At 37.7% G+C, this 20,838-nt stretch carries 16 protein-coding genes and 3 pseudogenes; 11 read left to right on the forward strand and 8 right to left on the reverse strand.

What is annotated here, in order from left to right:
* Positions 1–125: 125 nt before the first annotated feature.
* Both CD001_RS12635 and CD001_RS12640 read left to right on the forward strand, forming a co-directional pair.
* Entirely contained in the window at positions 126–431 is a 306-nt protein-coding gene (locus CD001_RS12635) for an antibiotic biosynthesis monooxygenase family protein (RefSeq protein WP_096188057.1), read from the forward strand.
* A gap of 413 nt (positions 432–844) precedes the next feature.
* Entirely contained in the window at positions 845–1,402 is a 558-nt protein-coding gene (locus CD001_RS12640; RefSeq protein WP_096188058.1) for a DUF5366 family protein, read from the forward strand.
* 86 nt (positions 1,403–1,488) lie between these two features.
* On the opposite strand, the gene CD001_RS12645 is transcribed toward CD001_RS12640, so the two are convergent.
* Complete coding sequence (locus CD001_RS12645; RefSeq protein WP_096188059.1) at positions 1,489–3,357, reverse strand: transglycosylase domain-containing protein; 1,869 nt, start codon at positions 3,355–3,357, stop codon at positions 1,489–1,491.
* 332 nt (positions 3,358–3,689) lie between these two features.
* Here CD001_RS12645 and CD001_RS12650 point away from each other — a divergent pair, with 332 nt between their 5' ends.
* The 3 genes from CD001_RS12650 to yhbH all read left to right on the forward strand — a co-directional run bounded on the left by CD001_RS12650 (position 3,690) and on the right by yhbH (position 8,400).
* The gene (locus CD001_RS12650) at positions 3,690–5,588 is read left to right on the forward strand and encodes a PrkA family serine protein kinase (RefSeq protein WP_096188060.1); all 1,899 of its coding nucleotides are present in this window, start codon (positions 3,690–3,692) and stop codon (positions 5,586–5,588) included.
* Positions 5,589–5,820: 232 nt separating this feature from the next.
* Positions 5,821–6,417 (forward strand): signal peptidase I, encoded by a 597-nt coding sequence (gene lepB / locus CD001_RS12655; RefSeq protein ID WP_096188061.1) that lies wholly within the window; start codon positions 5,821–5,823, stop codon positions 6,415–6,417.
* Between the two features lie 816 nt (positions 6,418–7,233).
* A complete protein-coding gene (yhbH, locus tag CD001_RS12660) occupies positions 7,234–8,400 on the forward strand; it encodes a sporulation protein YhbH (RefSeq protein ID WP_096188062.1) in 1,167 nt (388 codons plus the stop codon).
* A 117-nt stretch (positions 8,401–8,517) separates the two neighbouring features.
* On the opposite strand, the gene CD001_RS12665 is transcribed toward yhbH, so the two are convergent.
* The 3 genes from CD001_RS12665 to CD001_RS12675 form a co-directional block, all read right to left on the reverse strand.
* Positions 8,518–9,213: an ABC transporter ATP-binding protein gene (locus CD001_RS12665; RefSeq protein ID WP_096188063.1), complete on the reverse strand. Its 696-nt coding sequence runs from the start codon at positions 9,211–9,213 to the stop codon at positions 8,518–8,520.
* Positions 9,210–11,747 (reverse strand): ABC transporter permease family protein, encoded by a 2,538-nt coding sequence (locus tag CD001_RS12670; RefSeq protein WP_096188064.1) that lies wholly within the window; start codon positions 11,745–11,747, stop codon positions 9,210–9,212. Before CD001_RS12670 ends, CD001_RS12665 begins: the two co-directional genes overlap by 4 nt.
* A gap of 67 nt (positions 11,748–11,814) precedes the next feature.
* Complete coding sequence (locus tag CD001_RS12675) at positions 11,815–12,216, reverse strand: hypothetical protein (protein WP_096188065.1); 402 nt, start codon at positions 12,214–12,216, stop codon at positions 11,815–11,817.
* A gap of 222 nt (positions 12,217–12,438) precedes the next feature.
* On the opposite strand from CD001_RS12675, the pseudogene CD001_RS26015 reads away from it, so the two are divergent.
* A pseudogene (locus CD001_RS26015) lies at positions 12,439–12,585 on the forward strand (sporulation protein YhbH); the annotation flags it as partial.
* A 39-nt stretch (positions 12,586–12,624) separates the two neighbouring features.
* On the opposite strand, the gene CD001_RS12680 reads toward CD001_RS26015, so the two are convergent.
* Complete coding sequence (locus CD001_RS12680) at positions 12,625–13,707, reverse strand: fatty acid desaturase family protein (RefSeq protein ID WP_096188066.1); 1,083 nt, start codon at positions 13,705–13,707, stop codon at positions 12,625–12,627.
* Positions 13,708–13,957: 250 nt separating this feature from the next.
* On the opposite strand from CD001_RS12680, the gene CD001_RS12685 reads away from it, so the two are divergent.
* The gene (locus tag CD001_RS12685; protein ID WP_096188067.1) at positions 13,958–14,812 is read left to right on the forward strand and encodes a peptidoglycan-binding domain-containing protein; all 855 of its coding nucleotides are present in this window, start codon (positions 13,958–13,960) and stop codon (positions 14,810–14,812) included.
* Between the two features lie 902 nt (positions 14,813–15,714).
* Here CD001_RS12685 and CD001_RS12690 read toward each other — a convergent pair.
* The gene (locus CD001_RS12690) at positions 15,715–15,957 is read right to left on the reverse strand and encodes a hypothetical protein (protein ID WP_257009804.1); all 243 of its coding nucleotides are present in this window, start codon (positions 15,955–15,957) and stop codon (positions 15,715–15,717) included.
* 249 nt (positions 15,958–16,206) lie between these two features.
* Here CD001_RS12690 and CD001_RS12695 point away from each other — a divergent pair, with 249 nt between their 5' ends.
* From CD001_RS12695 to CD001_RS12710, 4 genes are all read left to right on the forward strand, one after another.
* Entirely contained in the window at positions 16,207–17,082 is an 876-nt protein-coding gene (locus CD001_RS12695; RefSeq protein WP_096188068.1) for a DUF1028 domain-containing protein, read from the forward strand.
* Positions 17,083–17,214: 132 nt separating this feature from the next.
* On the forward strand, positions 17,215–17,529 hold the full coding sequence (locus CD001_RS12700) for a YbjQ family protein (RefSeq protein ID WP_096188069.1): 315 nt from the start codon (positions 17,215–17,217) through the stop codon (positions 17,527–17,529).
* 248 nt (positions 17,530–17,777) lie between these two features.
* Positions 17,778–18,323 (forward strand): hypothetical protein, encoded by a 546-nt coding sequence (locus CD001_RS12705; RefSeq protein ID WP_096188070.1) that lies wholly within the window; start codon positions 17,778–17,780, stop codon positions 18,321–18,323.
* A gap of 278 nt (positions 18,324–18,601) precedes the next feature.
* The gene (locus CD001_RS12710; protein ID WP_096188071.1) at positions 18,602–19,918 is read left to right on the forward strand and encodes a short-chain fatty acid transporter; all 1,317 of its coding nucleotides are present in this window, start codon (positions 18,602–18,604) and stop codon (positions 19,916–19,918) included.
* A gap of 263 nt (positions 19,919–20,181) precedes the next feature.
* Here the strand turns inward: CD001_RS12710 and CD001_RS27325 are convergent.
* Together CD001_RS27325 and CD001_RS12715 are read right to left on the reverse strand one after the other, a co-directional pair.
* Positions 20,182–20,319, reverse strand: a pseudogene (locus CD001_RS27325) (hypothetical protein); the annotation flags it as partial.
* A gap of 32 nt (positions 20,320–20,351) precedes the next feature.
* Positions 20,352–20,678, reverse strand: a pseudogene (locus tag CD001_RS12715) (transposase); the annotation flags it as partial.
* Between the last annotated feature and the right edge of the window lie 160 nt (positions 20,679–20,838).

A 20,838-nucleotide genomic window follows, 5' to 3' on the forward strand; every position in this document is an offset into this window, starting at 1 on the left:
GTTCAATAATTTTGAGTACATTCATTTCCTCTTAGCATTAGAATCTATAGTTTTGATGCCCTATGCTGTTCCTTTCGTTTCATACAAGCATCTTGTATAATTGAGGCTATAAAGGAGGGATTTTCATGTATGTCGTTTGTAATGAACTTCACGTCCCAAAAGAAGGCAGGGAAAATGTGAAAAATCGTTTTAGCGGAAGTGCTGACAATATGAAAAAGATACCAGGATGTTTAGATTTTATGTTTCTTGATCCTGAGGATAGCGACAATTATCAAGTCGTTTTAACGAAGTGGGAATCCAAAGATGCATATGAAGCTTGGATAAACAGTCAAGCATTCAAAGATGCTCATAAAGAGCGGAGGAATAATGCTGAAAAAAGTCCTGCAAGCGGGAATAAAATATATAGTTATCATGTCCCGCATCATCTATAATCGTTTATGTAGAAGCCGAGTGGTTTGTTGCACTCGGTTTTCGTTTGAAAGATAAGAAAGTTAAAATTTCAATCTCTCGATTGCTGTCTAGACTAGCAGGCACGAGCGTTTACTACACGAGCTTCCACACGGATGTGGTGACTTCGGCGTTCCCGCAGGACACGGGGGTTTTAGCCGAAGATCTTATCTTATGAGTTGTCTCGACGGACAGGACGTCCTAATGCCGGGCATGGCACATGACGTGGCGTATTGCCCGGCTGACGGATCTAGCTTCAAAGTGATACTAGAAGAGGAAGAGACAGCCGTTTTCGGCTCGAGGTCGCTTCGCCCTGCCACTTGAAGTCTAAGATCGGACTTCTTCCTGTAGGGAATCCAGCGCTTTTCTTGTCACTTTAATAGTAGGAGAATTATGAATGAAAAATGCTTATTTAACTAGTCACTTTCCTTTTATATCTAATATTTTATTTAGTCTGTCATTTGCAATATATTCTGGGAGAAACATCATTCAATATTTACATACGATTGGGTTATACGAAGGAATGGTTGAATTCTTTTCAGAAAGAGGAATCCATTTAGCGTTACTTTTTTTGCTATGGCTCTTTTTCTTTATGTTATTTTCAGCCCTTAAGTTAATTGCTGATACGGTAAATGAATTGTCACTGTTATTTTTCTCTAACGATCATGAAGGAGTTGGATTAAAAAACATTCGTGGAGGGGCATGGATTTTTCTATTAGGCGGAGTGTTATCTGTCTTTGGCGTATTTCACATTTATGTGATCGTTCTTATATTTGGTGTTACATGCATCGTTTATTTTATTTTTTTCGTTTATAGAGTGAGCGAATCGATTTCCGCTGGCGCTTTAATAGGGATGATCTTCTTTCTCATCTTTTTTTGGTTTTCATTTGGGTTAGCCGTTACTTATGCACTCGTAAAACTATATAACAGTATTTTAGCTAGCTTACCGATATAATCGATTGTTTTTATTATAATTGAAGGAAGGGCTGTTTAACATGTGAGGCACACGTATTGGACAGCCCTTCACTGTAGCTTTACTTGTTATTCAATATTTTCCATGATTCTTCGCCACAATTGTGTATGATAATTGCCGTCACTTGCGTATCGAATCGAATTGTTCTCGTCTGTACCTAACCACAAACCAGTCGTATAAGTACTAGAAGATCCGACAAACCAAAGGTCATTGTATTCGTTCGTCGTCCCCGTTTTCCCACCTAGGTAGCCACTTGTGGTGAAATTTGCTCTTCGTCCAGTTCCTTCTGTGACGACTCGAGTCATCATTTTTCTTATTTGTTCAACTGTTTGTATACTCCAAATGTCTTTTTCTTTTTGATTCCAAGAGTATATGACATTTCCATTTTTATCAGTCACTTCCCGGATAGCCTTAGGTGAATGATACGTTCCGTCAGTTGAAAATACAGAATATGCTTGTGTCATTTCGAGAACGGATACGCCATGTGTAAAGCCTCCGAGTGCTGCAGGAAGCGTATGATCCTCCGCAGTGATCTTTGAAAAATCAAACATATCGATATAGGAAAAAGAGGTACTAATACCTGTCATGTCAAACATTCTAACGGCAGCAGTATTATATGAATGTTTAAACGCTTCCTCCATTAATACGTTGCCATATACTGCACCACCATAGTTTTTCGGGGAATATCCGCCGCGATTAAAAGGTGATGCATCAACGACGGCCTTTTCATTTGTATTCGTTTTTTCAATAAACGGTGCAAACACGAGAAGAGGTTTAATTGCAGAACCAGGCTGACGGTACGCTTGAAAGCCCCGATGAAAATTAAATTTTCGATAGTTTTTTCCTCCAGTAATCGCGACAATTTCATTTTGCTGGTGATCAATAATCGTTGCAGCTCCTTGCAGCTGACCTTCCCCTAAAAATTGATTAATATTGCTGACTGCTGTTTGTTGAACGACTGGGTCGAGCGAAGTATGTATCGTTATTCCTTGGGTAAATATTTCGTTTACTCGATTATTCAATCGTTCTTCTATTTCTTGTTTAGCTTCAGCAGAAGATGCACTTTTAAGCTTTTCGTAATACCTTTCGTGTTCAGCGACGAGATTAGTAAATTCGTCGTAAACATAAGTTACATAATCAGGGTATTTATCGATCCTTTCATAACGTTCAATCATAATCTTCGCCTCTAAAGCATCTTCATATTCACCTAAGTCAATGACGTCCATTTCTAACATTTTCGCTAATATCCATTCTTTTCGTTCGTGTGTCTTTTCAATATTGACAAAAGGGTCAAATAAGTGTGGGCGATTCGGAATTGCACATAAAAAGGCAGCCTCACTTAACGTTAGTTCACTTGCACGTTTATTAAAATATAATTTGGCAGCTGCTTCAATTCCGTAAGCACCATTTTGAAAATAAATCGCATTAACATACAGCTCAATAATCTCTTCTTTTGTAAAATGACGCTCAAGCTGATAAGCATAGATCAATTCAGTTAATTTACGTTCATACGTTTGGTCATGTGTTAAAAATATGTTTCGTACTAACTGTTGGGTAACTGTACTGCCGCCTTGCTCAATCGACTGATTGCTTAAATTTACGAGTAGAGCTCTTGCCATGCCTTGAACATCAAATCCTTGGTGTTCATAAAACGATTGATCTTCAGCAGCTAAAAGAGCATCAATGACGACTTGAGGGATCTCGTCAAAAGACAAATGAATTCGATTTTCTCCGTTATATATATCTGAAATGACGTCTCCGTGACGGTCGTAAATCACACTATTCTCCTTTAAATCAATATTGTGAATATCAATCTCTTCATCTAAAAAACTGTGAAATGATTGTGCATGTTCGACCTCTTGAGCTGTAAATAAAAATAATACTGTAAAACAACTAATGAATAATAAAACAAAAAAACTACCGAATAATCCGCGCATATGTATGTCAACTCACATCGTTGTAATTTTTATTATTTTCAAAAGTCCCTGATCAGACAAAAGGAGCATATCCGACTGAGTTATGCTTCTTTTGTCGTGTTCATCACTGCTGTTAGAAGGGACAAATATACTATTATTTTACTTTAATTAGAAGAAGTAGGAAAGTATTCTTTTATAGTTGTTAAATAAATCTGTTTGCATTCGAACCTTGAGATATGGAATTACGCAAGTCATAAAGTGGCTTAAAAGGAATAGAATCATCTTATGGGTGAATGCATATGATGGAACATGGATGTCTTAAAAGGAACCATTGGTGTTGGGAGGAGGAGCATATGAACATATTAAATAATATTCAACGCCACCGAGAAGAAGAAGAAAGACTGAAATGGGAAGGGACATTCGCAGAGTATTTAGAGATTTTACGCGAACGACCGGAAGTGGCTCAGACAGCTCACTCCCGTATTTATAACATGATCAAAGATGCGGGTGTTGAAGAAACTTCTGATGGAAAAAAACGATATCGTTTTTTTGAAGATCAAATTTACGGTTTGGAAGATGCAATGGAACGTTTAGTGGAAGAGTATTTTCATTCTGCGGCAAGACGGCTAGATGTGAAAAAACGTATCCTACTATTAATGGGGCCTGTCAGCGGAGGGAAGTCAACAATTGTTACAATGCTAAAAAGAGGGCTGGAACGTTATTCACGTACAGACCGAGGAGCAGTTTATGCGATTAAAGGATGTCCAATGCACGAAGACCCACTGCATCTCATTCCACATCATATGAGGAAAGATTTTTATGACGAATTCGGAATACGAATTGAAGGGAACTTATCTCCTTTAAATATGATGAGACTTGAAAAAGAGTATGGCGGAAGAATTGAAGATGTCATCATTGAACGTGTCTTTTTGTCAGAAGACCGCCGTGTAGGGGTTGGGACATTCAGTCCATCAGATCCGAAATCACAAGACATTGCGGACCTAACCGGAAGCATTGACTTTTCAACGATTGCCGAATACGGTTCAGAATCAGATCCGAGAGCTTATCGATTTGATGGAGAGTTAAATAAAGCAAATCGCGGACTGATGGAATTTCAGGAGATGCTAAAATGTGATGAAAAGTTTTTATGGCACCTTCTGTCTTTGACACAAGAAGGGAATTTCAAAGCAGGAAGGTTTGCGCTCATTAGTGCGGATGAGATGATTGTCGCCCATACGAATGAAGCTGAGTATAAGTCTTTTATTTCAAATAAGAAAAACGAAGCACTTCACTCAAGAATTATTGTGATGCCGATTCCTTATAATTTAAAGGTGAGTGAAGAAGAGAGAATCTATGAAAAAATGATTAAAGAAAGTGATATTTCCGATGTTCATATTGCCCCCCATGCATTAAAAGTTGCGGCGATTTTTACCGTCTTAACGCGACTGAAGGATTCAAAGAAAAATGGTGTGGATATTTTGAAAAAGTTAAAGCTTTATGATGGGCAAAGTGTTGAAGGATTTAATTCACAAGATGTTGAAGAATTAAAGCTTGAATTTCCAGATGAAGGGATGGAAGGAATTGATCCGAGATATGTCATAAATCGGATTTCATCAGCTATCATTCGTAAAGAATTAACTGCAATTAATGCTCTTGACGTATTAAGGTCGATAAAAGATGGGCTAGACCAGCATGCCTCCATCTCAAAAGAAGACCGTGAAAGGTATTTAAACTTTATTTCAATTGCAAGAAAAGAGTATGATGAGATCGCCAAAAAGGAAGTGCAGAAAGCGTTTGTTTATTCATACGAAGAGTCTGCTAAAACATTAATGGATAATTATTTAGACAATGTTGAAGCTTATTGTAATAAAAATAAATTACGAGATCCGTTAACGGGTGAGGAGATGAACCCGGATGAAAAGCTGATGCGCTCAATTGAAGAGCAGATTGGGATATCTGAAAATGCGAAAAAAGCATTCAGAGAGGAAATATTAATCCGAATATCTGCTTATGCAAGAAAAGGAAAGAAATTTGATTATAATTCACATGAACGCTTAAGAGAAGCCATTCAGAAAAAGTTATTTGCTGACTTAAAAGATGTCGTAAAAATTACGACATCGACAAAAACGCCAGATGAAAATCAATTGAAGAAAATTAATGAAGTCATTGCTCGTCTTATTGATGAACACGGATATAACTCGGTTTCCGCCAATGATTTGCTTAAGTATGTTGGAAGTCTGTTAAACCGCTAATCAAGAATTATGATGAGACAGCTAGTACATGGTCGTATTAGCTGTCTCTATTTCAATTGGAAGTCCAATTCAATGTGAGCCCATTTTATTTTAGAAGGGATTATCGAAATGGAGTTGTCCACATTGTTACAAATGATTTACATTTTTTACAAATGCTCAAAGTTGGTTTAAGTGGTTCCCGTATTGGCTATATTTTTAAATATAGAACTGAATAATACGGAGGAGAACCGAGATGAACTATCAAGATGTCATAAGTAGGGAATATAGATCTCCAGAGAAGAAAAAAAGCTGGAAACGAGAATTATGGAGTTGGATGAAAACTATCGCAATCGTTCTCATTTTGGTTATAGTTGTCCGCGGTTTTGTTTTCACCAATTATATTGTATACGGCCAGTCGATGATGCCGACGATCAATGACGGAGAACGGATTATCGTGAATAAAATCGGATATGAAATCCAAGAGCCAGACAGGTTTGATTTAATTATTTTCCATGCTACAGAAGAAACTGATTATATTAAACGTGTCATCGGTTTACCAGGAGATCATATTGCTTATGAAGATGATACACTGCTTGTAAATGGTGAAGCATTCGATGAAGATTTTTTAATGCATTATAAAGAAGAACATGTTGACAACATTTATACTGATAATTTTACGCTTGAAGATATTACTGGTTATGCGACTGTACCTGAAGGGCATGTGTTTGTATTAGGAGATAACCGTCAAAACAGTGTTGACAGTCGACAGATTGGCTTTGTTGAGCTTGAAGATATTGTTGGAAAAGCGAATATGGCTTACTGGCCACCGAAAAACTTTAGGTTATTTTGATTGAACAAAATAATTAGCGATGCATTCCCCTTCAAAATCTTCGATTTAGTTGGAGAGGTTCACCAGTTACCGGGACTGGCCGTTTCGTTATCGTTACAAAATAGCGACATAGGTCTAAGGGAATCACGTATAGGCAGTGACATTGCCGGACATAGGTCCAGTTTGTCCGCACAAAAGGGGATCAGGCATAGGCTGCGAGGAGTGTGGCCAAGAGGTTCGTTATCTCTCCTGAAATGCGTTATTTTAAAAGCAAGCCAATGGATCCGTTATGCAGTAAAAAAGCAACTCAAAACGGATGGTTAAGCGTAAATGAGGAACTCACTGTCCTCCAACATGACGAAACAATGAATATATTAGGAAATAACGGATCGTATGTCCCACAAAAGGGAATCACGCATAAGTAGCGACGTTACCGGACATGAGATCCGCTATCCCTCAATTAAAAATAGCCAAGAAGCTCAAAAGCACTGATTTCTTCAGTGCTTTTATTTATGAGTAGTGCTACCTTATTTCTTATCCTCCATATACCGCTACGTACCTAACTTGTCCAAACGTTAAAACTGAATTTCCACAGAAAGCTTGTACATTTATCGATAATTTTTGTCAACTAGAAGAAGTCTTTGCATAGGATAAAGTAAGCTATTTTAATACTACAATTATCTTAAACACACTAAAGTATTAAAGTGGAGGTTTGCTAAATTTTTGTGAGAGACGGTTATTGCTCGTTGACAATCTTTTGCCAAACATGTCGTCATCGTTAATGTATGTCGGTTATGTCATTTTGTGCTAGTTCAAATTAAAAAGGAGGGAAGACACATGAAAAGTAGTGCAGGTAAGAATTATGTTGTCTCGCAAGATAACTGGTCCCTCCATCGAAAAGGACATCAAGATCAACAACGTCATCAGGAAAAAGTTCAAGATGCCATTAATCAGAACTTGCCCGACCTGGTCAGTGAAGAAAATATCATCATGTCCAATGGGCGCGATGTCATTAAAATACCAATTCGCTCATTAGATGAATACAAAATTCGTTACAATTACGATAAGAACAAACACGTCGGCCAAGGAGACGGGGATAGTGATATTGGGGACGTTGTTGCGCGGGATGGAACGCCTGAAAATGGTGCTGGAAAAGGTCAGGGAGCAGGAGACCAAGCAGGAGAAGACTATTATGAAGCGGAAGTATCACTAGCGGAATTAGAAAATATTCTCTTTCAGGAGCTGGAGCTGCCGAATTTACAACAAAAAGAGGAAGACAATATCGTCGTAGAGGATATTGAATTTAACGATATTCGAAAAAAAGGGTTAATGGGAAACATCGATAAACGTCAAACGATATTACAGGCGCTAAAACGTAACGCGATGGAAGGAAAACCAGGTGTAGCACCGATTTATAATGATGATTTACGGTTCAAAACATGGGAAGAAAAGGTGAAGCCAGAATCTAAAGCGGTCGTTTTAGCAATGATGGATACATCTGGTTCGATGGGACGCTGGGAGAAATTTATGGCTAGAAGCTTTTTCTTTTGGATGACTCGCTTCTTAAGAACAAAATACGAAACAGTAGATATTGAATTCATTGCTCATCATACAGAGGCAAAGGTTGTATCAGAAGAAGACTTCTTTATGAAAGGAGAAAGCGGTGGAACAATTTGTTCGTCGGTTTATCGAAAAGCATTAGAAATGATCGACTCAACATATTCACCCGAACGTTATAACATTTACCCATTCCACTTTTCTGACGGGGACAATTTGACGTCCGACAACCAGCGCTGTTTATCACTTGTTAAGATGATTATGGAAAGATCAAGTATGTTTGGCTACGGCGAAGTGAATCAGTATAATCGCCCGTCAACATTAATGAGTGTATATAAAAACATTAATGATCCTAGGTTCAGACATTACGTATTACGTGAGAAAGGTGATGTGTATCAAGCATTAAAATGGTTCTTTAGAAATGAAGAAGAATCGCTCGTTCATTAAGTAGAGTAAATAAGGGGAAGTGTATATAAAAAATGTGCGGGGGTAGGTCCCGCACATTTTTGTATTAAGTGCTTATACTTTTGTTTATGCAAAAGGGTTGATTATTAAACAGTGGACTTACAACTTAACACTTTGTTTTTCCGCTGGAAAATTGGCTAATTTGCCATGCTTTAATAGTACTGTTTTTTGACCGTAAGAGAGAATGTCATGATCATGTGTAACAAGGATAATGCTTTTTCCCTTCTCGTTTAATTTCTGTAATAGTTCCATTATTTGATTTCGATTCGGTTCATCTAAATTACCTGTGGGTTCGTCACAAATGATTAAGCTTGGGTCATTAAGTAATGCTCTTGCAATCGCCACACGCTGCTTCTCTCCACCTGAAACCTGGGATGGCATATGATGCATCCGCTCAGATAGTCCAACCAGATGAAGCAGTTCTTCTCCTTTTTGCAGCAAATTCCTTTTATTTTCGTATGGAACAAGTGGGAGGATCACATTTAGCAATGCATCAAATTGTTCAAATAAACGATAATCTTGATAAATAAATCCGATATTATTTCTGCGAAAAGTGAGCATGTCCTCCTCAGGTGATTTCATGATATGAAAATCATCTAGTACGATCTCGCTTCCCGGATCAGGACGATTAATCCCTGCAATACACTGTAATAATGTTGACTTCCCAGAACCAGATGGTCCTACAATTGTGAGCCATTCACCACTCTTCATAGAAAAATCAATATTTTTTAGAATATGAAGCTTTTCTGCCGATGTCTCATACGTTTTATTAACATTTTTTACAACGATTTTCATGAAGCACCCCTCCAATCCCAATATGATGTATATTTCCATAGCATAAAGCTAAACACCAAAACGGATAAGGTCATTACCGAAACGAGAATGTTTATTGTCATAAGAGCTACTGTTATAATATCATTAAAAATTGGCCCGATAAAAATGAAATAGCATACAGCACTTACTAAAGCTCCTAATAATATAGAAGTAAATACCCAAAAGCTTACTTCTTTTAAATAAAACTGATAGCTTTTCTTCTTTCCCCAACCGATTTGATAAAACAATTTAAATTCTTCTACACGACGTTTCCATAAAGAAAGCAATGTTTCTAAAACAGTAAGGAAACTTAGAGTAAAGATTAAAGATACTAAAATGAAATAAAATGTATCCATTTGCCCATGTATATGGATGCCAAGCGTTGTTTGGATTGTTCGTTTCTCCTCGTGTTGCAATAGAAGTATTAAAAAAATAGAAGTGAATGTTAGGAAAACTAACTGCACTGATGCTGCTATAATACGCCCTTTATGAAAGAAAGTATTTTGAATATATATAGGCAGTTTACTTGGTTTAATTACTTTCGGTTCGTTTGATTTATTAATAAAAATAAATAATAAAAGGAAAACACCAATCATGATTGAGATAATGATTGTTAACCATAATAAACTACCTCGAATCTCATTAAAAGAGGAATAAACTAATAAACAGAAGAAAGCCAAAGCTGCTGGAAAACCAATTAGTCCTCCGACCTCTTTGTAACGGAGATAACGAATATGTTTATTAGACCAACCGAAATATTTCAGCTGTGCTTCATTTGCTTGGCGTTCCTTTAATAAATTGATTGAACTATAAAGAAAATATACAAAACTAACGGTAGTAAATAAAATAACAAGGACGATCCTTACTAAATCCCAGCTTTTAACAATTGTATCCGCTGCTCCTAACGTTGTCCACGGTTGAATAACTTCTCCTAATTCTTCGACCTCTATCGTAAGGTTTTGATGAGAAGCCCCAGCAACGATGTCTACTGTAAAGCCTTGTCCCTCTATTTCTTCGGCTATACTTCTAATTTTAGAAGCACTTTCTTCATCATAACCGTCAATACCTGAAATCTTTACTCGTATCGCATCAATAGGGGAGTCTCCTTTAATCAGCTCTGCATAATCCATAGAAATGAGTCCATGAGCAGGAGTAGAAATAAAGCTACCAGGAACAGCAGTTGGATGAACAGATTGATTGTGATTATCGGCTAAATAGGTTTCTTGAATCCCGTATATTCCTAAAGGTGATGCAGCAAGTACTTCCTCTTCGGCCTCCCACTCAAAGTTTCCAGCGTGAACAAATGAAAAGCCTTCCCCTTCAATTACTTCAGCACTATATTCGGCTGTCTTATAATGTTCAGTTTCCTTTAATTCACGGTAGATCGGAACTCCACTTTCTTCATCAATGTTTACAAGTTGAATGGAAACATTATCCCCACGAATATCATAATTAACCGGGGAAAGGGAATATGAAGATTTTTGACTCAGGTGATTTATGCTACCTCCTAGATCAAAATCAAATTGTTCTCTATCCTCATAAGTCCATACATTATATTTCTCATCAGTAAACAAAAAATTATCATAAAATGGAGTAACTTTTTGAGTGAAATCTAGTACATGTTCTTCACTTGAAATAGCAGGGATTTCACTTAATTCTTCCATTAATTTATCAAGTATTTCAGGGTGATTATGTCCAATAAACTTTAAATCATAATAAGGGACGTCAATCATTGAAAGATAATAATTAATAATACTGTCTAAAGAACCACCCGGCTGATCGTTAATCTCTTCCATATGTAAAATCGTTTTAACTGGAGTTGTGACACGGTTCAAACTTAAGATAGGAATTTCTTCATATCCTTCCGGGACAAAGCCGGAGCTGTAATTTAAATTTTGCAAATCCATTCCGGTTAATGCAGCCTCTTCATCAATATCTACTGCAACGACTTGATGAAAGGAAGGAGGAAGGGGATATGATGGATAACTAGCTGAAAAAATGGAAGCTAATTCATCATCCATTACTTCAACTAATTCATCACCTCCGAGTTTATTACGTATCGTATAAGCGGTTAATGGAGAGGTTAACTCATATTCATTTACCCCATCTGAAGTGATAGAATAGGCTTCATAACGTAAGGACGTATCATTTGGACTTGGTGGCAGCTGTACTGTAATTTCTGGAGCTGTAAATAAGCCGACCGCAGCAACAGGAGCAGCTATCTCGACATCATCACGTTCGCTAATCTGTTGCCACTGCTCAATTGTTATTCCTCCATCACCGATACCTAAATAATTTTCTTCTACTAATTCTAGTTCATCCTCAATAATAGAGTGACTTTCAGAAGGGCGTACTAATAAGTCATAGCTACCTCTAGCGAAGTCATAAATTTCATATTCTATCGTTTCTGAAGCATCTGAAATAGAGACAAAAGCTAAGGGAAGTATAAGTAATATCATAAAAATAAGAGCCATTAATTGGAGTATAACTCCTTTTCTTGTCAGTCGTAAAAACAAGGATATCCCTCCTTAACTTTATAAAAATCTCGGACTTAATAGGTTTAAGTCCGAGATGAATTGATAATTATTGATATACAGTCACATTCTTACTGACCCATGAAGATGCATTGTATTGGTCTGCTACTCTAGCTCTTTGAGTAAATATCTGAGAATCTTGATAGACAGTGTATGAAATTGGATTATATTGGTAGCTTGTGGCACTAGTTGTGTCACCTCTAAAAGAGCGCCCATCTCCCGGTTGAAACCAAAAAGTGTGTGGACCAGAACTAGATGAGGTTCTGACAGTTGGCCTAAAACTTTCTCCGGAATTATAAGTACCAGGACTTAATAGAGTTGCTCTTGGGGTTGTCGACTGAATATTCTCTTTTTTCTCTTGCTCTTTATCCTCTAGATTTTCTGCGGATACTGTGAATGCAAAGCAAAATAAAACAAATAAAAAGATGAACAGACTAAAAAATTTACTCATAAATTTTCCACCCCTTCCTTATTTTGGATTATATTAAATTATACTTCAACTGTTTTTTTTTGTAAACAGAAAAATTAAAAGAATATAAATTTTCGGAATTTAATAGATTGTAATGTGTGAGTAAAACAATAGTAGTCTTATTGGTTGATAAAATGTTAGTAAGAGTATGCTGTTAGGGCGTAATGGCTTAATTTTTAACGTTTATATGGTGGTTAGTTGTATCAGTACAATCGCCCGTCAACATTAATGAGTGTATATAAAAACATTAATGATCCTAGGTTCAGACATTACGTATTACGTGAGAAAGGTGATGTGTATCAAGCATTAAAATGGTTCTTTAGAAATGAAGAAGAATCGCTCGTTCATTAGAAAAGCGCCGCCTCCATTAAGGAGTGCGGCGCTTTCGCTTTATACATTTTTTGCTTTTGGTTCTTGTGGTTCATCTGTAAACTCTTTCTCGAGTATATTATTTGGGTCTAACCCAAACCCGAGGGAACCATAAACTTTTCCTCCTTGAGGATCAATTAGTTCATGATGATGCTGATATACTCTTGGCGTTTTCCATAGTGCAATCAGTGCTTTCCCCATCGGCATTTCATGGTATCTTTCAGGCCACATCCTTTTGATATGCTGCTTAACGACTGGGTAATATTTCGAACTCATTGCAGGAAATAAATGGTGCTCAGTGTGATAAGAAAAGTTGAAGTGTAAAACATTAACCCATTTTGGTACAGTAACAGTTAAACTATTGGCTAGTGGGTCATTAACCGGGACTAATGGGTTTAACCGATGGTTCGTTGAAATATAGGCCATGACTATAAAGTTTGCAATTAGGAGTGGCAATAAAAAGGCGAAGAACCAATTTTGGAAGCCCATTATAAACAACAAACCAATCCAAGTTACCCATGGAATTATTGCCTGTAGCACAACTTTCGGTTGTTTTTTCGGTTGAAACTCTTTTATATACATAAAAAAGCATTTTATCGAATGCATTGTGAATTGAAATGTTAATGATGCAAAGCTTGCTGTTGCTCGAATAAAAAGTGGTAATCGATAAACCCAGCGAAATACTTTCATTTTTGAGATTCTCTCAAGAGTCGGCCATGCATCAGGATCATTCTCTTCGTGTTGTGTGTGGACGTGGTGACTCAAATTATGCCATTTTTTCCAAAGCTCTGGTCCAGTACTCAATGGCCAAAATGCAATTGCACCAAGAATGTTAATGAGCCAGCGTTTTCTGACAACAGTTCCGTGTAAGATCTCATGACCGAGAAAACCTAATCCAGCGAAACTAAACCCAATAATAACGGAAAGCAATAAATTAATGATCGGGTGCAAAGAAAACAGTCCAATTGCAAGGAAAGCAAAAATGACAATCAATGCATATGCTAAACCACCAAGTAATCTGGCAGGGACTGGACGAAACATATCCTTCGGTAAATGTTTTGAAATACGTGAGGCATACCAACCAAATGAGTGAAAATCTTTCATATGTTACCCCTTTCAAAATCGAGTTTTGTGTACTATCTATGTCATTACCCTTAAGGATACAGGTGTTACAAGAGTGAAGTCAACAGATAATTATTACCAGGTATTAAAACCAGATAACAGATACTGAGCAATCAGTACAATTTTGCCGATTTATCTATGTTTTTCCTATACAAAATTTATGTATATAAATATATATAAATATGAGAGGAACGATGATTTTGACACTCACTAAAAGAAAGGGAGGACTAAAATGAGTTTTCGGTTGATCAGTCTTCTGAGAGATGTACGAAATCAACTGCCTAAGCACCCTTCACAGACATATAATAGTCATCGGAAAGATCAAATATCGATGATCACTATACATCACAGTGCAACAGCAAGTGGAAATGCAGCATCATTTGCCAATTACCATGTGAACTATAATGGTTGGCCAGGAATTGGTTATCATTTTGTCATTTTAAGAAATGGTCTTATTGAGTGGACACAAAATATTGAAACGACTAGTTATCATACTGGTGGAAGGAATACTGGCAACATTGGAATCTGTTTAGTTGGAAGCGGACAGTTTACGATGGATCAAATGAACAGTTTAATGATCTTAATAGCTAAGTTAAGAGAAGAGCTAGCTGTACCCGTTCATCGTGTATTAGGACATTCTGAACACCCTAATCAATCAACTGCATGCCCAGGGTTTAATGCGGCTCAAATTCGGTCACGATTACAGAACGGAAACTTTGAAAACGGAGGGGGAAGAACGGTGAACTTACCGAGTAGAACGTTGCGAAATGGAGCATCGGGCTCAGAAGTAAGATTATTACAGCAAGCATTATTAGAAGCAGGTGAATCACTTCCGAGATTTGGTGTGGACGGACAGTTTGGACCAGAGACAGAAAATGCTGTGAGGAATTTCCAACGTCGTCATAATTTAGTCGTAGACGGGATTGCTGGACCGCAAACGTATCAAAGGTTACGTGAAGTACTTACGAAAAAGTCAGATCAGATTCATAAGGTCCAAGTTGGAGCTTTTACGAACAGGCAAAATGCTGAAAAACTTGCTGCAGAATTAAGGCAAAAAGGATACGATATCTATATTGTGACTGAATAGGACCAGTTCAATCTAGATATATAAGCGTCAACGCAGAGATACGAAAGCTATTTTCCAGGACTTTTTGAACACCACACTATAAGAAAAAGAGACACCTAATCATTTTTGTGGTGTCTCTTTTTCTTATGATGATTATATTCTTTGTAAACCACAGGCTCTGCCTGTGTGAAAATAAACCTTTAAGGGTTGTATTCGTGAGAGCTCTTTAAAAGTAAGAATAGTTGGAAGGTATACTGCTTGCTTTCACCCCAGGGCACAAGTGCGACATCCGCTCTTACTTCACTTTGTTCGTATTCACGGTGTCTTCTTTGCCACGGACGAACGGTTGAGCTACTTCGATCAAGCTCGAAGGGATCTCAACTCGTCCGTTTTTCCGTAGGAGTCGCGCAGTACCTTCCACCTTTTGATGACAACTTTATTTGCGTTATGTCATTTATTATCTTAAATGATGGATACGAAATGAACATAAGTTTCTTTGATAACAAAAGCCCTTTAGCTGAGATACAACTTCCCCCAACTCGTTTTTTCTATGTATGCTATTAGAATGTTATTTAAATGTCATCATTTACTCGAAAGAGTGCCAGGCGGTGACTCAGGCGGGAAAAGCAATCGTCGAAAATCCCCTAGGTGCACACAGTGTGACACCTAGGAAGTTGAGGCATTGCCCGCTGCAAAGAAGACACTACGAATGCAAACGAAGTGCAGCACGAGTAGATGTCGCACTTGTGCTTTGGAGTGAAAGCGTCCGCCTATAGCGATATCGAATTCTATATGATTATGAAAAGGGATATCCTCAAAAAACTTTTGACACGGACCAAATTAAATAAGGTCCCTTAAGGGACTCTGGTGGTAAAGTGCCCTTATAGGGCGAAATTAAAACCGCCCGTTTTACGGGCGGATACTTATTCATTATTTCTTATTTTAGAAACGAAAAAGTCAATTATTTGGTAGATGAAAAACAGAACGAGAGCAGTTATTAATGACCCTGCCATATATCCAGCAGAGAAGTTGGCGGGACTAAACCATTCCCCATTTTGTCCGACAAAAATACCTGTAATTATTGAGATAAAAATAATACTAAATCCAATAATATAATTTCTTCTTTCTTCTTTGGTTAAGTTTTTTACTTTCATATCGAATTCCATCGTATCCCTCCTTGCGCTATTTCTTCTGCGGTTATTCGTCGCAGGTAAAGAGTGTCGCCGATAGGCGGGGGCTTTACGCTTTTCCTGTTTGATTATATTATACGTATTCTATCGCATATATGCAATTGAGATATGCATCGTTTCGTCACCCGCCATCCACTTACTAACAAAAGTGCAAATGATGGCTGTAAAATCGGTCCGTTATATTCGGAATTTTAAGATATAATAGATGTGAAAGGGGGATATAAAATGAATAGAGAACGGTTTGTTTCAACATTTTCAATCATTGGATTTGATCCTGACACGAAGGAATGGGGGATTGCAGTACAATCAAAATTTTTAGGTGTTGGGTCAGTAGTCCCTTGGGCAAAAGCGAATGTTGGTGCTGTTGCTACACAATCTTTTGCGAATACAACATTTGGACCGAAAGGGTTAGAGCTGCTCGAAAATGGGTTCTCTCCTGAAGAAGCTGTTGCTAAATTAATTGAAGATGATGAAGAAAGAGCATTAAGGCAATTTGCAATTATCGATGCAGCTGGACGTACAGCGGTATTTACGGGAGACAGCTGCTATGATTGGGCAGGTCATCGGCAAGGTACATATTGCACGGCACAAGGAAATATCTTAGTAGGTGAGGAAACTGTAAATGCATTGATTGAAACATTTGAAAGGACCGCTGGAACGTTGGCAGAGCGGTTATTAGCAGCACTTGATGAAGCTCAAAAAGCAGGTGGAGATTCCCGTGGGAAGCAGTCCGCTTCTTTATATGTCGTACAGCATAAAGGCGGATATGGTGGGTACAATGATCGAAAATATGACCTTCGAGTAGACGACCACCCAGAACCGATTAATGAATTAATCCGCTTGTATGAATTGCATCAATTATATTTTTCCCGACCGAATGAAGATGATTTGTTGAAGCTTGAGGGGGAAGTTCTCTACGATATTCAATTATTATTATTGGAAGAAGGTGTACTTTCATCGATTCAAGAAACGTATAATGACCATGTAAAGCAAGGGTTGAAGACGCTTTTTATGAAAGGAAACTTTGAGGAACGTTGGAGAGAAGATGATAAAATAGACCCAAACGTTTTACAATATATGAAGGGGAAGCGGAAAAGCTGAGTCATTCAATTTTATTATTGATCATTTCTAAAAAATAGTTACTCTTAACTTTAATAGCCGATATAAAAAATGAAACGAATTGATTGATTCTATCGTAAGTATAGGAAAACATATTAAGTGAGGCGATAAAAGATGATCATTGTAAACACAGAAACGATACCTGGTATTGAAATTGAAAAAGCGTTAGGGGTAGTAACTGGGAATACGGTTTTAGCAAAACATATTGGTAAAGATATTGTTGGAGGTCTTCGAGGAATTGTCGGTGGGAAAATGACAGAGTATGAAGAAATGTTCCAAGAAGCAAGAGAAATTGCAGAACAAGAAATGGTGCAAAAAGCAGAAAAATTGGGGGCGGATGCGATAATAAATGTCCGCTATTCCTCCTCTTCCATTATGTCAGGATCTTCTGAAGTATTAGCCTATGGGACCGCGGTTACATTGAAATAAATGAGGCTGAATGCTGCCATGAATCTTTTGACGTAGAACTCGGTCATTGCCGAGTTCTTTCTATAAAAAAAGGAAATTGAACGAGTGTTTCTTCCATTTTGCTTATTTATATTCAGGATAGGGTAAAATATAGCATGGTCCGTCATGAACAACAGTTGATTAATGAATATATTTAAAATAAGCTGAGAATATTTTTAAGCTGATTCGTATACTTTTATGTTTCCGCTTAAAGAAAGAAGGGATTATTCATGAAACTAAGATGGAGCATTCCAACTGGCATGATTCTCTTTCTAGCAGTAGCTTGTGGTACAGAAGATGAGTTAGATGAAGTCCATGGAAGCGAACCTGTTATTTCTGAAACAGAAGCTGGGGATTTTATATTACGTCTCGTTTCAACACAAGAAGTATACGATAGTGATGAAGAAATTGATCTTACAGCGAAATTGAAATATATCGGCGATCAAGACGAAATCACGATTACACATGCAATGTCTCCTTTTTGGTTTGAAATAGTTGAAACGACAAGAGGGGTTGAGATTCCACATGCTATGGAAATGCCACAACTCGAAACAACATTAGAGCGGGATAAGTGGTACGAGGAGTTGTATGAAAAAAACGGTGGCTATATTGAAGAAGATGAAGACAGTGAATTTATTGCTGCTTTCCTCGAAGGAAATGCCTTTCCATCAGGAGAATATGAGATTGAACTTCGTACTGATTTTAATACAGTAGAAAATGGAGAAGACGAAGAACAGCATAATTACACGACAAGCTTAATGATTCAAGTAAAATAAACGTTAGTGAAAGGGGCATTTTGATGTCTCTTTTTTTGTTTTATAACGATTATTTAGGTGGAATTTCCCCCTTTTCATCGTAAAAGTGTACAGTTATATGAACGAAGCGTGGTTCGAATTGGATTTTGAACAGGGCCAATTAGAACCTCGTCTATTTTTCTAACATGCCTCATATATCTTAAAAACATATGCTTATATTCATTTTATAAATGGAGGAATATCCTCTAATAACAAGCTTATTGTATATGACTAAATTTTAAGGTGAAGGAGGCAGTATAATGAAAGCGTTAACGAACGCATCTACTAAAATGATGCAGCGGTATTTACCGGATCCATTTTTGTTTGTCATTATTTTAACATTTGTCGTTTTCATTTTAGGGCTTTTATTAACGCCGAGCAGTCCATTAGAAATGGTTACTTTTTGGGGGAACGGATTTTGGGACTTATTAACATTCGCGATGCAAATGGTATTGATCTTAGTTACCGGCTATGTTCTTGCTTCCAGTCCGCTGTTTAAAGCATTTCTACAGAAGCTCGCAACTCTTGCTAAAACACCTGGCCAAGCGATTATTTATGTAACCCTTGTAGCACTCATTGCTAGCTGGATAAACTGGGGATTCGGACTAGTTATTGGTGCCTTATTTGCAAAGGAGCTCGCAAAGGTCGTTCAAAAAGTAGATTACAGATTACTCATTGCAAGTGCATACAGTGGCTTTATCGTCTGGCATGGGGGATTTGCTGGGTCCATTCCATTAACTATTGCAACGGAAGGTCACTTTACAGAAGATATCATTGGTGTCGTATCAACGAGTGAAACGATTTTCGCACCGTTTAATTTAATCATTGTTGCAGCTTTATTTATAACCGTACCGATTTTAAATAGACTTATGATGAATAATAAAGACGTAATTGAAGTTGACAGATCGTTGCTCGAAGATCCGCCAAATGATGCCATAGCTGAAACAAAGAATTTGACTCCGGCAGAAAGATTGGAAAATAGTAAAGCGTTATCAATCGTGACAGGAGGGATGGGGTTAATATTTATTGGCTACTATCTTTCTCAAAATGGTTTCAATTTAAATTTAGATATCGTTAACTTCATCTTTTTATTTTTAGGAATATTGTTCCATACAACGCCAAGAAATTTTTTAAACAGTGTTTCAAATGCAGTAAGAAATGCAGGTGGAATCATCGTTCAGTTCCCATTTTATGCAGGGATTATGGGGATGATGGTCACTTCAGGTTTAGCAGTTGAATTTTCTCAATGGTTCGTATCCATATCAAATGACTTCACATTTCCGTTATTTGCGTTTATCAGTGCAGGAATTGTAAACTTTTTTGTTCCTTCAGGTGGTGGGCAATGGGCTGTTCAAGCACCAATCATGTTATCGGCTGGTGCAGAATTAGGATTGAGTTCAGCCAAAACTGCGATGGCTGTAGCGTGGGGGGACGCATGGACGAATATGATCCAACCATTCTGGGCATTGCCAGCACTTGCGATCGCAGGCTTAAAAGCTCGAGATATTATGGGATTCTGCTTATTCGTTCTCTTCTTAAGCGGAATTGTCATAGGAATAGGTTTACTATTCTTTTAACAAGACACATTTCGCAATACAGGTAAAAAGAGAGGGAAAAATTAAAGGAAATTGCCAAATTAACGAGAAATAATCATGATGTTCACAAAATGAGGCTGGGACAAAACAGTCTCAAATTAAGTAAAAACGGTGTCAATTATCGCTTCTCGATAGTTGGCACCGTTTTGTTGACCTAAAATAGGTTGATGAGACTGTCGGGCGGTGTACTTTCTCAAGTTCACCGCCATCAGAGCAAATCCTATTTCGTTTTTAACCTGTTCTTTGCCCCTCACCGACATTCGGGTGAAATGCAAATTAGCCTTCAGAAATCCGAAGACAGGCTCTACATCAATCTTACGCTTTCCGTAGATTTCGCCTGTTTCCGCTTCCGAAAGCACTTCCCGAGTAAAGGCTTTTTGGCTCTCCCACTTTTCATTGTAATGAACCTTCCGATTATTTCCCTCTTTACCCGAAAGACATTGATCGTACGGTAACTTGGTTCATAACCCTGAGCCAGCCACATCATGCGAACGCTGTCTTTTAAAAGCCCATCGATTTTTCTTCCTGAGAAAGTAGATTGTGTGTAAGCGCAAAGGATCAGCTTCATCATCATTCTTGGGTGGTAGGCTGGACAGCCGGTTGAACGCAGGAAGGCACTGAATGCTTCATCAGGTATGGCTTCCACGAGATCGTTGACGGCAAAAGCAACGTCATTTTCCTGAAGTTTATAGGACAGGTCCATCGGCAGAACGACTTGATTCATGTTATAATCTTTAAACATAAGGATACCTCCGATTCTGTTATGTTGTGGTAATTTAACTTTATCAGAAGGTATCCTTTTTGTGTACATATTCGTTGATTGTTCAAAAATCACGAGACGCCTGCGGGAAAAGCAAGAGCTTTCTCTTGTGCGACGAGTAACCGCAGGAGCAGAAGATCCG

Origin of the sequence: Evansella halocellulosilytica (assembly GCF_002335745.1) — a bacterium.
Classification (GTDB): Bacteria; Bacillota; Bacilli; order Bacillales; family Salisediminibacteriaceae; genus Bacillus_CA; species Bacillus_CA halocellulosilytica.

Coding starts and splice junctions, on each gene's coding strand:
- CD001_RS12635 (WP_096188057.1), top strand. CDS start 126: ATGTATGTCGTTTGTAATGAACTTCACGTCCCAAAAGAAGGCAGGGAA.
- CD001_RS12640 (WP_096188058.1), top strand. CDS start 845: ATGAAAAATGCTTATTTAACTAGTCACTTTCCTTTTATATCTAATATT.
- CD001_RS12645 (WP_096188059.1), bottom strand. CDS start 3,357: ATGCGCGGATTATTCGGTAGTTTTTTTGTTTTATTATTCATTAGTTGT.
- CD001_RS12650 (WP_096188060.1), top strand. CDS start 3,690: ATGAACATATTAAATAATATTCAACGCCACCGAGAAGAAGAAGAAAGA.
- lepB (WP_096188061.1), top strand. CDS start 5,821: ATGAACTATCAAGATGTCATAAGTAGGGAATATAGATCTCCAGAGAAG.
- yhbH (WP_096188062.1), top strand. CDS start 7,234: ATGAAAAGTAGTGCAGGTAAGAATTATGTTGTCTCGCAAGATAACTGG.
- CD001_RS12665 (WP_096188063.1), bottom strand. CDS start 9,213: ATGAAAATCGTTGTAAAAAATGTTAATAAAACGTATGAGACATCGGCA.
- CD001_RS12675 (WP_096188065.1), bottom strand. CDS start 12,216: ATGAGTAAATTTTTTAGTCTGTTCATCTTTTTATTTGTTTTATTTTGC.
- CD001_RS12680 (WP_096188066.1), bottom strand. CDS start 13,707: ATGAAAGATTTTCACTCATTTGGTTGGTATGCCTCACGTATTTCAAAA.
- CD001_RS12685 (WP_096188067.1), top strand. CDS start 13,958: ATGAGTTTTCGGTTGATCAGTCTTCTGAGAGATGTACGAAATCAACTG.
- CD001_RS12690 (WP_257009804.1), bottom strand. CDS start 15,957: ATGGAATTCGATATGAAAGTAAAAAACTTAACCAAAGAAGAAAGAAGA.
- CD001_RS12695 (WP_096188068.1), top strand. CDS start 16,207: ATGAATAGAGAACGGTTTGTTTCAACATTTTCAATCATTGGATTTGAT.
- CD001_RS12700 (WP_096188069.1), top strand. CDS start 17,215: ATGATCATTGTAAACACAGAAACGATACCTGGTATTGAAATTGAAAAA.
- CD001_RS12705 (WP_096188070.1), top strand. CDS start 17,778: ATGAAACTAAGATGGAGCATTCCAACTGGCATGATTCTCTTTCTAGCA.
- CD001_RS12710 (WP_096188071.1), top strand. CDS start 18,602: ATGAAAGCGTTAACGAACGCATCTACTAAAATGATGCAGCGGTATTTA.